5 protein-coding genes and 3 pseudogenes are annotated in these 13,928 nt (G+C 39.4%); 1 reads left to right on the top strand and 7 read right to left on the bottom strand.

Annotated elements, in window-relative coordinates; genetic code table 11:
• The first annotated feature begins 380 nt into the window (after positions 1–380).
• Positions 381–5,048, top strand: a complete 4,668-nt coding sequence (locus H6F39_RS14865) for a glutamate synthase-related protein (protein WP_190396934.1) — start codon at positions 381–383, stop codon at positions 5,046–5,048.
• A gap of 318 nt (positions 5,049–5,366) precedes the next feature.
• Here the strand turns inward: H6F39_RS14865 and H6F39_RS14870 are convergent, their stop codons facing one another.
• The 7 genes and pseudogenes from H6F39_RS14870 to asnB all read right to left on the bottom strand — a co-directional run bounded on the left by H6F39_RS14870 (position 5,367) and on the right by asnB (position 13,786).
• Positions 5,367–6,314, bottom strand: coding sequence for a polysaccharide deacetylase family protein (locus H6F39_RS14870; RefSeq protein ID WP_190396935.1), 948 nt, complete (start codon positions 6,312–6,314; stop codon positions 5,367–5,369).
• Positions 6,315–6,453: 139 nt separating this feature from the next.
• Entirely contained in the window at positions 6,454–7,899 is a 1,446-nt protein-coding gene (locus tag H6F39_RS14875) for an addiction module component (RefSeq protein WP_190396936.1), read from the bottom strand.
• Between the two features lie 558 nt (positions 7,900–8,457).
• Positions 8,458–9,309, bottom strand: a pseudogene (locus tag H6F39_RS14880) (Uma2 family endonuclease).
• Positions 9,310–9,691: 382 nt separating this feature from the next.
• Positions 9,692–10,360, bottom strand: coding sequence for a Uma2 family endonuclease (locus tag H6F39_RS14885; RefSeq protein ID WP_190396937.1), 669 nt, complete (start codon positions 10,358–10,360; stop codon positions 9,692–9,694).
• A gap of 84 nt (positions 10,361–10,444) precedes the next feature.
• Positions 10,445–10,546 (bottom strand): annotated as a pseudogene (locus H6F39_RS21210) (hypothetical protein); the annotation flags it as partial.
• Between the two features lie 289 nt (positions 10,547–10,835).
• A pseudogene (locus H6F39_RS14895) lies at positions 10,836–11,972 on the bottom strand (glycosyltransferase); the annotation flags it as partial.
• Complete coding sequence (gene asnB / locus H6F39_RS14900; RefSeq protein ID WP_190396939.1) at positions 11,969–13,786, bottom strand: asparagine synthase (glutamine-hydrolyzing); 1,818 nt, start codon at positions 13,784–13,786, stop codon at positions 11,969–11,971. The pseudogene H6F39_RS14895 and the gene asnB, both read right to left, overlap by 4 nt.
• Positions 13,787–13,928 lie beyond the last annotated feature (142 nt).

Below are 13,928 nucleotides of genomic sequence, written 5' to 3' on the forward strand. Positions count from 1 at the left end.
AGAAATAATCATGATAATATGTATATTGGGTTTTTGTCTCTTATCAAGAGTAGCAAACAGTTGTCACACTAAAAATACTAGCGATAACTGCTTTAAATAATACACACTGCTTGGAGGCTATGATCATAGTCTTGGAGATTAAATCTAAAATTCCCACAGCTCTAAAATTTTAGATTAGGGTAATTTTTTTTAGAGTGCATAAACAAATAAAAAATAGAGTAGGCACTGATAACACAGCTTTGGCTAAATGTCAAGCTAAGGCTGAAATTGTTATCCCTAAATTTTGGTAATTATGTATTTTTATCGAGTGCCAATAAATGAGAAAATTTCCCTATAGCAGTAGTAACAACGTCTGTACCTCAATATTTCAGGAATAAAGTATGAGTCATCAATCAAATCAGGGTCAGCAAACTACAATGTCAGATATCAATTGTCAAGATACTTATTTAGGACAAAAGTGGTTAGTAGAAGAAAGGGATGCTTGTGGAGTAGGGTTTATTACCCATCGTCAGAATATAGCTAGTCATGAAATTTTAAACAAGGCTTTAACTGCCTTAACTTGCTTAGAACATAGAGGGGGTTGTAGCGCTGACCAAGATTCTGGTGACGGTGCGGGGATACTGACAGCAATTCCTTGGGAATTATTAGCACAAGATAACAGTCACGGAATTGATTTTGCTAATGTGAGTCATAAGGCGGTGGGAATGATATTCTTGCCCCAAGACTCGGAAGCGGCTCAAGTTGCTAAGAACGCATTTGAGCAAATAGCAGCAGAGGAAAAATTGACTGTACTGGGCTGGCGAGTAGTTCCGGTGCGTCCAGAGGTGTTGGGTGTACAAGCTAGAGAAAATCAACCTCGTATAGAACAGGTTATAATTTCTTGCGCTGATAAAAGCGGTGATGAATTGGAAAGAGAACTGTATATTGCGAGTAAACGCATTATGCAAGCGGGAAGGAGAATTTCTGAGGATTTCTATGTATGTTCTTTCTCTAGTCGCACCATTGTTTATAAAGGCATGGTACGTTCGGCTGTATTGGGGGATTTTTATGAAGATCTCAAGCATCCTGCTTTTAAAGTATCATTTGCGGTATACCATCGCCGCTTTAGTACCAATACTATGCCGAAATGGCCTTTAGCTCAACCCATGCGGTTATTAGGTCACAATGGAGAAATTAATACCCTGTTGGGGAATATTAATTGGATGATGGCACGGGAGGCGACTCTGAGTCATCCAATTTGGGAAGATCGTTTTGATGAACTCAAGCCACTGGTAAATACTGATAATAGTGATTCTGCTACTTTAGACAATGTATTAGAGTTACTGGTACGTTCGGGACGTAGCCCCTTAGAAGGGTTGATGATGATGGTTCCGGAAGCATACAAAAATCAACCTGCTTTAGCGGAATATCCAGAAATTGTAGATTTTTATGAATATTACAGCGGGTTGCAGGAAGCGTGGGATGGACCAGCACTGTTAGTATTTAGTGATGGGAAAAAGGTAGGAGCAACATTAGACCGCAATGGTTTACGACCTGCGCGTTATGTCATTACCAAAGATGATTATATCGTTGTGGCTTCGGAAGCGGGAGTTGTAGATTTACCAGAAGAGAATGTTCTAGAAAAGGGTAGACTAGGACCAGGACAAATGATTGCGGTAGATTTAAATACCCAAGAAATCTTGAAAAATTGGGAGATTAAACAACGTATTGCAAAACAGTATCCTTACGGGGAATGGTTGCAAAAATATCGCTTAGAATTGAATCGCTTAGTTAAGGGTGAGTCAAATGGTAATGGACATCATAGCTTAACTAATGGCAATAGGCAGACTAGCAGGAAAATTGATACACAAGTCCTATTACAACAGCAAATCGCTTTTGGCTACACTATAGAAGATGTGGAAATGGTAATTCACCCCATGGCCAGCACTGGTGCGGAAGCGACTTTTTGTATGGGTGATGATACTCCATTGGCTGTGCTTTCGGACAAACCTCATTTACTGTATGACTATTTTAAACAACGTTTTGCCCAAGTGACTAATCCAGCTATTGACCCTTTGCGGGAGAAGCTGGTTATGTCCTTGACAGTGGAACTGGGGGAAAGGGGGAATTTATTAGAACCTAAGCCAGAGTACGCTCGTAAGCTCAAATTAGAATCGCCTGTACTCACTCAAGCAGAATTGGAAGCAATTAAACTGTCAGGATTTGCCACGGCTGAATTGTCGACTTTATTTCCCATATCTACAGGTCCAGATGGTTTGAAGTCCGCTGTGGAATCTTTACAAAAACAAGCGGCGGAATCTGTACGGGCTGGGGCAAAGATATTAATATTAAGCGATCGCACTGACACGGGTATTGCTGCGGAATATACTTATATTCCGCCATTGTTAGCTATTGGTGCAGTTCACCATTATTTGATTCGCGCTGGGTTGCGAATGAAAACGTCCTTAATTGTGGATACCGCCCAGTGTTGGAGTACCCATCATTTTGCTTGTTTATTGGGTTATGGTGCGGGTGCTATTTGTCCTTATATGGCTTTGGATACTGTGAGTGCTTGGTGGGATGATCCTAAGACCCAGCAGTTTATGACTAGGGGGAAAATTGCTACTTTGACCTGGGAAAAAGCTATAGAAAATTATCGCCAAGCTGTAGAATCGGGTTTGTTGAAAATTCTCTCGAAAATGGGGATTTCTCTGCTTTCTAGCTACCAAGCAGCACAAATATTTGAAGCGATTGGTATTGGTGGTGATTTGTTGGCTTTGGGTTTTCGGGGAACAACTTCCCGTATTGGTGGTTTAAGTGTGAGTGAATTAGCTCAAGAAGTGTTATCTTTCCACCGCAAGGCTTTCCCAGAATTGACAGCGAATAAGTTAGAAAATTTAGGTTTTGTTCAATACCGTCCTAGTGGGGAATATCACAGTAATAACCCAGAGTTGGCTAAGGCTCTACATAAGGCGGTTAATGGTAAGCAATATGACCATTATCAAGTGTATAAACAGCATCTGCAAAACCGACCTGTGACAGCACTGCGTGATTTATTGGATTTCCACAGTGAACGGACACCAATTTCTTTGTCAGAAGTAGAGTCCGTTAATGATATTGTGCGGCGTTTTTGTACCGGGGGGATGTCTTTAGGGGCTTTGTCACGAGAAGCACATGAAACTTTAGCGATCGCTATGAATCGCATTGGTGGTAAATCTAATTCTGGTGAAGGTGGAGAAGATCCGGTTCGTTACAACGCTTTAAATGATGTTGATACTGCTGGTAAATCTCCTACTTTCCCCCATTTGCATGGGTTAAGAAATGGTGATACCGCTGCAAGTGCCATTAGACAAGTTGCGTCAGGGCGGTTTGGCGTTACGCCCCAATATTTAGCCACAGCTAAACAAATTGAAATTAAAATCGCTCAAGGTGCAAAACCAGGAGAAGGTGGACAGTTACCAGGTCCCAAGGTTAGTCCCTATATTGCTATGTTACGGCGTTCTAAACCCGGTGTAACTTTGATTTCTCCACCACCCCACCATGATATTTACTCTATTGAAGACTTAGCACAGTTGATTTTTGATTTGCACCAAATTAACCCTAAAGCTCAAGTTTCAGTAAAATTAGTCGCAGAAATCGGTATTGGCACAATTGCTGCGGGTGTAGCTAAGGCTAATGCTGATATTATCCAAATTTCAGGCCATGATGGCGGTACTGGTGCATCACCCCTTTCTTCTATTAAACACGCTGGTACTCCTTGGGAATTGGGTTTAACAGAAGTACATCGGGTATTAATGGAACATAGGTTACGCGATCGCGTTATCTTGCGTGTGGATGGTGGTTTAAAAAGTGGTTGGGATGTATTAATTGGGGCTTTAATGGGTGCTGAGGAGTTTGGTTTCGGTTCGATAGCTATGATTGCGGAAGGCTGCATTATGGCGCGAATTTGCCACACTAACAACTGTCCTGTGGGTGTAGCTTCTCAGAAGGAGGAACTGCGGAAGCGGTTTACAGGAGTTCCCGAAAACGTTGTCAACTTCTTCTACTTTGTCGCGGAGGAAGTGCGGAGTCTGTTAGCTAAATTGGGATATCGTTCTTTATCAGAGGTAATTGGTCGCGCTGATTTATTAACAGTACGCTCTGATGTAAAACTCAATAAAACCCAAGCTGTGAACTTAGATTGTTTAACTAAGCTACCAGATACAAAAATTAATCGTGATTGGTTAGTACATGAAAAAGTTCATAGTAATGGACCTGTATTAGATGATCAATTACTAGCTGATGCGGATATTTGTCAAGGAATCCAGGAACAAGGGATAGTTAGTAAAACCTACGCCGTTGTTAATACCGATAGAACCGTCGGGACTCGGTTAACTGGGGTGATTGCTTCAAAATATGGTGACAACGGCTTTAAAGGGCAAATTAACCTGAAGTTTCAAGGCAGTGTCGGGCAAAGTTTCGGCGCGTTTAATCTTGATGGTGTGATTTTGAGCTTAGAAGGTGAAGCCAATGACTATGTAGGGAAGGGAATGAATGGTGGGGAAATTATCATTAAACCCCCAGCAAATGCGACTTACAACCCAGCGGAAAACGTCATTGTCGGTAATACTTGCCTTTATGGTGCTACTGGTGGTAGATTATTTGCTAATGGTTTGGCTGGAGAACGGTTTGCTGTACGCAACTCAAAGGGTACAGCCGTGATTGAAGGTGCTGGTGATCACTGCTGCGAGTACATGACTGGTGGTGTAATTGTCGTCCTGGGTAAAGCAGGCCGGAATGTTGGTGCAGGAATGACTGGTGGTTTGGCTTATTTCCTGGATGAAGTCGGTAATTTCCCAGATTTCGTAAATCATGCTATTGTTAAGGTCCAGCGGGTTGCCAGTGATGCGGGTGAAAAACAGTTGTATGATTTAATTAAAGCCCACGCTGATAAAACTGGTTCACCCAAAGCCTTAGAAATTATCGCTAATTGGCCAGAGTATTTACCCAAATTCTGGCAATTAGTACCACCATCTGAAGCTGACAGTCCAGAGGCTAAAGTGGCAGAAAAACAATTAAGTTCTGTGTAATTTGTCTGAATCAGGATGTTCAGGATTTGAGGATTTACAGGATTTAATTAAATACTTTATCCTGTTTATCCTTTAATCCTTTTTTGTCTGAATCAGGATGTCCAGGATTTGAGGATGTACAGGATTTAATTAAGATTATGTGCATCTTTATCCAGAATTAGTATAAGCTGATAGACATTTAATTTGCATAATTAAAACAGGCAGGATGCCTGTTCCACAAGAGTTTTAGTTGTGAGCAATATACAATCTAAATGTCCAACAGCTTATTCATCCTGTTCATCCTTTAATCCTGGGTATCCTGATTCTGACTTTATTTCTTTAAGGTTTCTTAGCTTTCTCAAGTTTCTGAGATTTCTGAGATTTATGGGCAATTAAGGATGGATACTGATCTTGCATTTCTAGAAGTTCGGGAATAGTGACAAATTCATAACCCTGTTTGCGAAACTTGCTAATGATTTCTGGTAATGCTTTAATAGTGTGGGATCGATCTCCGCCTCCATCGTGCATTAATACAATACCGCCCGGTTTAGCTTCTCTAAATATATTATTCATTAACCGAGGTACAGTCGGACGTGAATAGTCTTTGGAATCAGATGACCACATAATAACAGCATATTTATTACTTTTAGCATAAGCTACCACCCCATTGGTCATGTTGCCACCAGGTGGACGAAATAGACTAGTTTTCACCCCTGTGGTTTGATAAATTATGTCTCCGGTATTTGCAACTTCCGCAGCTGCTACCTGTGCATTCATGTGATGATACCAGTGATGCCAAGTATGGTTAGCGATAGTATGACCATCTGCAACTATTCGTTTTGTCAAGTCGGGATAATTCTTAACATTTTGGCCAACGACAAAAAAGGTGCTTTTGATGCGATTTTTCTGGAGAATATCTAATACTTTTGCTGTACTATTAGGCCAAGGACCATCATCAAAGGTTAGGGCGATAACTTTTTTTTCTGGGGGAAGTTTGGCTTCACTGATGACAATTCCTTGAAAGTTAGTCGGTACATCAGTAGAAACACCTTTTGCTTGTGCTTGTTGTTGCCAAGTGGTGAGCATTTCTGTTTTCAACTGCTCTAACCGCTCTTGAGTTACCATAAGAACAGCAGTATCATTATCCTTGGTGCTGACGCTGCGATTTTGAGCGTCAGAGGTGTTACCTTTGAACATGATCATTAAAGCAATGCTTAAAGCACCAGTTAAGCCAAGTATTGATATTAATATTCCCCGCGTCTCAAAAAATGACTTATTATTTTCCACAGCATAACTCCTTCAAGGGGTGAGCAATAAATGATCAGGATAATGGTTCTGATGGTAGGTTATAACACATTTCTCTATATACTGAGATTCACTAGCCTGAGATACACAACTAACGTAGTTAAACCTTGGTCAAACAGTGTCAATTGCTTATAATTCGCTCTCTGATTGACCTGACTTCAGGTTCTAGAGTCTGGGGCTTATCCTTGCCCGTTATCGCTTCGGTCTCCATCAAGGAATCCCGAAACTTCTGACTTCTTTCTAACAAGATTTTCTTCACATCGGAATGTTTCATATATCGAGTGATTTCAACATCACTCATTCTTGCTAGAATATTGTCAGCAGCATTAGTATCTGAGTGCATTACGACCCCATCATGTCCGGTAAACTTGTCACCATTTCTACTACCCGTTAAGGTAGCAAATCTGGAGTCAAGTTGTGACGTATACGCACAATTTACACTAACAACCGTGCAACCTACACGGGTTGAAACTTGTTTGAGAGCATCCGCAACTACCCCCTTGCACCATGAAGAAACATTTCTCTTTATGCGTTTTTTCAAGGGCTTTTTGCTTTTTATTGCTTCCGTCAAATCTTCAAAAGCTACCTTGATTGCATTTAACATCAAGTGATATGTAGCTGTAAAAACTATTGTTTGAATCCTACCTTTAAATGATGTTTCTCGGTTGTTCCACTTGATTTTACCGAGGTTATTCCGTTTGATTCTATCAGCTTTGGCACTATTCCCTTTGGCAATAGACTTGTCAAAAACTGATTTGATTTTGTTGCGTTTAACTTGTTTCGCTGTTCTGTAATCAGTTTCTTCTGTTTGGATTTTACCGAAATTATTACCCAAAAATCTAGCACCATCGTTAGATGATGTAGCATAAACTTCTGTATAACCTCTGTCACAGCCAATTATTTTACCTTCGGTCTTTTTTTCGGCTTTTTGAATATCGGTTGTGTAATGTATTTCCCATCTACTATTACGTTTGATTAGCCTTAACTGACATTTTACTTCTGTCGGTAAAGTCGTTGGCAACTTCAGATTTTTACCCTTTGTGAGTCCACCAAAACGCAGCCATACCACGCCTTTATTATCTAATTTAGTATCAAAAGCCCTAAGAATAATTTGGTTACAAACTTTTGTATGACCGCGATACCAAAACTTTCTCACTAAGGTGCAAAGTTTGGGATGATCCAACCATTCACGACTTTCTAATGTAAGTTGTAAAACCCCTTTTTTAGACTGGAAGGATTGGAATGATTGACCTAGGGATTTCATCACTTTTTCAACACAAGCAGCCTGAACCAAATGGATATTATCAATTACATCATAAAGGGTTGAATCCCATAATTTAGCAGGTAATTGGTACTTGTCTTTAGATGTGCGTAGCTGTTTGTCAATTTCAAATTTAGAAATACCCCAAGCCTTTAAAGAGCCGAACTCATTCCACAAGTCAGAGCGCAGTTGTCCTAAACGCAAAGCAATTAAATCAAGTTGGTTAGATTTCCACGTATTTAGTTTTTTAGTCCCTAAAATAGCGATTCTGGTAACGGTTAACTGATTTTTAACTTTGAGTTTCATAGTCTAGACTCAGTACGTCTCTTGTTATTATACTTCTATTAAATCACATTGGCTACTAAATAGGTGAACGGAAAAAAACGACATAAGTAACGAAAAGTAAAGTTGCCCGAAACCGTTCGGCTGACGCTCACGGCGAAGCCTCTTTTCTGTTAAGAGTTAAGAGTTAAGAGTTCCCTCACTATAACGACAATTTTTAACACCAACCTACTTATTTGGCTCATAAATATTTTGTTCTTCGGCTATTTTTTCCCTAAGTCAGCCCCCTCAAGCGGTTGTCTTGGGGTGATAGCCGAATTGTTTATAAACTTGTTCTGGGGTTAGGTATTTCATCTTGCGTTTAAATACGATTAACCCCAGTATACTACGTTATTTTGAGATTAAATCCCAAGACTAAATTCTTGTTTCCCCCCAAAGCATCAAGGACCAAAGCGGGTAATTTACAAGTCTTTTACCTGAGATTCTAACCATTGACTAAAAATAGCGATCGCCTCTTGGATTTTTGCTATAATTATTTCTGTTTGCTTGGCTAATTCTAATACTCTTTTCAGTTAATTTTCTTTAAATTTCATCTAAATTCACCCCCAAAGCCCGCAATTTTTCAGCTAATTTATCTGCTCGTTGTTTTTCCTGTTCTGCTCGTTGTTTTTCCTGTTCTGCTCGTTGTTTTTCCTGTTCTGCTCGTTGTTTTTCCTGTTCTGCGCTTTCAGCAAAAGTAGGAATCCAATCACCATCTTGATTATACCAACGTAGCCACAAACCTGCTGTACCTTGATATTTTCCCGCCCAAACTCCTACCCCTAATTCCAATTCGGGAAACCAGAATTTTGGTTCTACCAGTTCCACTGCTTGATATTTTGTCCCCAGTAATTGAAATACTCGGAGGCGATTTTCATATCTATCAAAGATAACATAGTAGGGCGATGCCTACGGCGAGCGAAGCTATCGCAAATACTGTTCATAAGCTTGCCATTTTGTCGGCGGTTTATTCGCGCTTCTTGGTGTTTGTCCTAAGTCTTCTGCTTCTGTACCTGGTGATAATAATTCTACTATTAAAAATGGAGCTACTACTTCCTGCCAAACTACATAACTCAACCGCATATCTTCTTGTTTTTCGGAAGCAGCTACACCTAAGACTAAAAACCAATCTGGTCTTTTATACCATGAATAATGACGACCATCATAGTATAAGTTTAAATCTGTACCAATGAACATTTCCTCCCTGGGATAAATGGGAGACTGACAGGTTTCCCGTAATAATTGCGGTTGAAAGTCATGAAATTCGTCTGGCAAACCTGGCTCCTCTGGATTTTCACTAGGTAAATCATACATGGTGGGCATGGTTTCCCAGGGTGGACGCGGATGAATTGTGGAGTCTAATTCATTAACATCCTCACTGGGTAAATCATACATGATGGGCAGGTTTTTGTGCGGAGGTGCTTCACTTTGATACATGATGACTATCTCCTGTGTTTGATTGCCGTTGCCAAAATTCAACTATCTTAGGACTTACGCAAGCGTCACACCAAAAATCTGTTGTAAGGTGCTTTACTACTGCATAAATCTTGCAAATAAACGGATTGTTGATATCTAACGCACCCTACCAACTAATGTGCCAGGGTTGCCATATATCAATATTACCCAAACCAGTCGCTTAAAAACGACTTCAGCTATTAGCCAGGGAATTAATTCCCTGGCTTCCTTCCTGATTTTATCATTTGGTTTAATGATCCTGCAAATACCCAGCCAATGTCTTCTGAAACTGCTCGAAACCAAAAGTATTAATGAATTGCTCCTATGGTATTAGAGTATCAGGATCTATACCTAATTCTTTCAGTTTGGCGGCTAAACAATCAGCCCTGGCTTTTTCCTGCTCTGCCCTGGCTTTTTCCTGTTCAAGGCTTTTGCGTAGTTCTAACGGAGATAAGAAGAGATTGCCTTGATGATCATAAATATTTAGAGTTGACGCTGTTAGTTCAAACCGAATACCCAAACGAGGACTGTGCCAATGATCCATGTTTTCAATGGATATGAGTTCTTCGTCGGCTCTGGTAAAACCCATCAACTCATTAGAGTCTGGGTTATATATGTAGTATTCTTCCACATCATAGCGGTTATAGAATAACAATTTACGGCTCATTTCTTTGAGGGTATTGCCTGGAGACAAAATCTCAAACACTACTTGAGGGGCAATATTATCTTCTTGCCATTGCCGGTATGACCCCCGATCGCCTTTGGGTCGGCCAAAGGCCACGAGGACATCGGGGGCGACACGAATATCGGGACGACCTTCAACGGGATACCACAGCAGATCTCCTGCCACAAAAACGGTCTCGTCATTGGCAAAGAGGGAGTCGAGATTTTCTTTAATCAGGACAATCCAGCGAAATTGCTTGGTGTTATCTGCCATGGGCTGACCATCACTGTCGGGATAGATTATGGTTTTGTCTAGAGCTACAGTCATTGTTTTTGCCTCCCTCTACTCAATAGTTAAGTCATTAATATTTAATTCCTTCCATATACTAGGTAATTGGTAATAAAAACTCTATTATAGAAATTTCACAGGGACATCACTCTTTAAATGTAAAAAATCTAATTCCTCAATGCGATTATTTTCTAGTAATTTATAGGTTTCTTCCAGCCAAAGGAAATAATCTTGTTCCTAAAGAGCATTAATGGTGTTCATGAAAGCACCTAAGTATTGTTTACTCTATTATAGTATTATAGCTGCGATAGCGAAGCGCGACCTAGGAATCGCCCTATCGCTCCAAATCCTTTTTTCAAAAGTTGAGAACCCAGAGCGATCGCTTTTTCAGCTGTACTGCATTTAATGGCGTTGCTGAAACCAAGTATGAATTTGGGTGTAGAGTCTATAAATGTTTATTACTTTGAATGATATTTTCATACACGGAAACCATTTTTAACGCTATTTTATCTCATGTATAATTATCTAATATAAACTGCCGGGCGCGATAGCGAAGCGCTCCGTAGGAATCGCCCATTTCTTGAGATTTTTGAGGATGATTTAAGAAGTTTTCAATTGTAGTAGCAATATCATTAATATTAAGTTCTGTAACATATCCCAGATGTTGTTGCTGGACTATATCACTGAGTGCTACACCAGGGGTAATTATAACTGGAGTACCCGCAGCTAGGGATTCTAGAACTGATATACCAAAGTTTTCGGAATGGGAAGTTAAGGCAAATATATCTGCTCCTTGTATTAATAAATCCTTGATTTCACCCTTGACAAATCCGGCAAAATATGTTATTCTCTCAATTCCATGAATTTTCACTAAAGTTTTTACCTCAGTTTCATAATCTGAATCGCCACTACCGGCGACAATGAATGTGAAGCGGTAATGAGATAACCTACCTAATGCTGGAATTAGGTAGTCTAAACCTTTTTTAGGATGTAAGCGAGATAAAAATAAGATAATTGGTTCATCTATGGGTAAATTAAAATGTTGTCGTAGACGTTGATAAGCATGAGGAATTGTATCGGGAATCGCAAGTCCGTGGGGGATGATAAAATTTGGGGAGGTTAAATTTAATAGAGCAGCTTCTTGTTGTTCTGCAACAGAGGTAAAATGAATTGATTGACTGTGATTAAGATTAGCTTTTTCGATAATTTTCAGATAGATTTGCTTTTTTCTAGCACTTTGCTGTAAAGACCATGTACATAATTGTCCTAGAGGACGAACAATATAGGGAATTTTTTGACAGCGGGCGATCGCCATTGCTATTGTAGAACTATAAGAGAAAATAGCATGAATATGTAACAAGTCATAATTACGGATATTTTGCCATAACCATATTGTTAATTCTCTGGAGAAAGCAAATTCTCTCACAGCGTGAATAGAAGGAGAAAATCGGGGAAAAAACTGGACAGGAACTTGTTGATAATTTATAAATTTTCTTAGAGGTACGTCTAATATATCTTCTCCATTATCATTAGTAGTGACAATTTCCGCATCAATATTATTTTTTCTTAAAGCTTTCACCATTTCTAAAATGGCTTGACTCGGACCGCCGCGAACAGTCGCAACTGAAGGAATTATATGGAGAACTTTCATGAGTTAATCTGCTCCCACCAATGGTTTAATATTGCTAAACTCCAACGACGATACCAAGGTTTAAGGGGTATATTTGGTGGGATATTTAGCTTTTGATGGACATTATGAAAATAATCGCCAAATTCACTATTCATCCAACTTTCAAAGGGAAAAGAAAAGCCTTTTTTCGGTCTATTTATTACCCAATCAGGTATTTCTGTAATTGCTTGTGTTAACAGTTTTTTCCCCTGTGCTAAACGAATATTACTAGGAATTGGTGCAACAGTTTCTAATAAAGTTTTATCCACAAAGGGAACACGCAATTCTAAACCCCAATTCATGCTCATGATATCACTATCTCGCAGTAATTGATTACGCATATAACCACTTAATTCTAAAAAGCTGACTTCATCTTCTGGGGTAGAACCCCACCCTAACCCTCCCCCTTGATAAGGGGGGACTAAGGGGGGTAATATAGGGATGCTTATTGATAATTGATTAATAATTAGACAAGCTTCTTGATGAGAAAAAATACCGCGAAAAGTATTATAAGCAGAAGCAAAACTAGGGGGTTGTTTTAAAAACTCACCGAATCTTTGCATTTTTAGTGAATTTCCCCAACGTTCTAATCCTAGACTCAAACCCGTACGGAGGAAAGGTAATCTATTTAGATTTTTACTCCATGCAACCATTTGGGGAACTTTTTGAAAAGACTTGTATCCACCAAATATTTCATCTCCTCCTAAACCTGATAATACTACTTTCATGCCATTGTCATGGGCAACTTTAGAGACACAAAATGTATTAAAGCCATCAATACTCGGTTGATCAATTGCTGCGAGGAAATCGGGTAATATGCTCTTAGCAAAGGATGATGTAACTTGATATTCTGTGTGTTTTGCACCAAAATGATTAGCGATTTTTTCAGCTAATTCTCCCTCATTGAATTCCGATTCAGCAAAAGCTATGGAATAGGTAGATAATTGTGATTGTTGGGTTTGGGTTGCTAGAGCGAGAATGGTTGTGGAGTCAATACCACCACTGAGGAAAATTCCCACGGGTACATCACTGATAAAATGATGTTGAATGGAATCTAATAAAGCTTTACGAACTATTTCTTGCGCTTCTGGAGGAGAAATTGCTTCAGGAGTAAAATTTATTTGCCAATATTGTTTTTTGGTAGTATTTCCATTGTGCCAATATAGCCAATTACCAGCGGATAAACAATGAATGTCAGCTATTAGAGTGTATGGTTCGGGAACTGAACCGGTTGTTAAATAACCATATAATCCTTCCACACTCATATTAATTGCAGGTAAACCAGATGCTAAAACTGCTCTGAGTTCGGAAGCAAATACTAAAGTTGTACCTAATTGGTAATAGTAAAGTGGTTTAATTCCTAAAGGGTCACGAGCTAAAAAACAAGTTTTTTCTAAATCATCCCAAATCGCAAAAGCAAACATTCCTCGTAAGTGTTGGACACAATCAGAACCGATTCTTTGATAGAGTTTGAGAATTACTTCTGTATCTGTTTGAGAATGAAATTTTTCACCTTGGGAAATAAGATTTTCTCGCAATTCTTGAAAGTTGTAAATTTCTCCATTAAATGTAATATGATAGCGGTTGTCAGTGGTGGACATAGGTTGATGTCCAGCAGCACTGAGATCAAGAATAGAAAGTCGAGTGTGAGCTAAAGCTGCTTGTTTGTCAGTTGAAATATAAATACCTGCATCATCAGGACCACGATGTTTTAGTGCTGTTTGCATCTTTTCGATTTTTGCTTCTAAACTTCCATCGTCGGTATTTAGTTTGATAACACCTGCAATTCCGCACATAGATTATCCTTCATATATATATATATATATACAGCACTTCCCGGTGTTATGAGGTACAGTAACAACAATTAGTGAACCAATTTTTTAAATGTTGAGGATTCATCAAATCGAGAGCAACAGAAATAACTTTATCAACTATTTC

Origin of the sequence: Dolichospermum sp. FACHB-1250 (assembly GCF_014696335.1) — a bacterium.
GTDB classification, from domain to species: domain Bacteria; phylum Cyanobacteriota; class Cyanobacteriia; order Cyanobacteriales; family Nostocaceae; genus Dolichospermum; species Dolichospermum planctonicum.

Coding starts and splice junctions, on each gene's coding strand:
- asnB (WP_190396939.1), bottom strand. CDS start 13,786: ATGTGCGGAATTGCAGGTGTTATCAAACTAAATACCGACGATGGAAGT.
- H6F39_RS14875 (WP_190396936.1), bottom strand. CDS start 7,899: ATGAAACTCAAAGTTAAAAATCAGTTAACCGTTACCAGAATCGCTATT.
- H6F39_RS14865 (WP_190396934.1), top strand. CDS start 381: ATGAGTCATCAATCAAATCAGGGTCAGCAAACTACAATGTCAGATATC.
- H6F39_RS14885 (WP_190396937.1), bottom strand. CDS start 10,360: ATGACTGTAGCTCTAGACAAAACCATAATCTATCCCGACAGTGATGGT.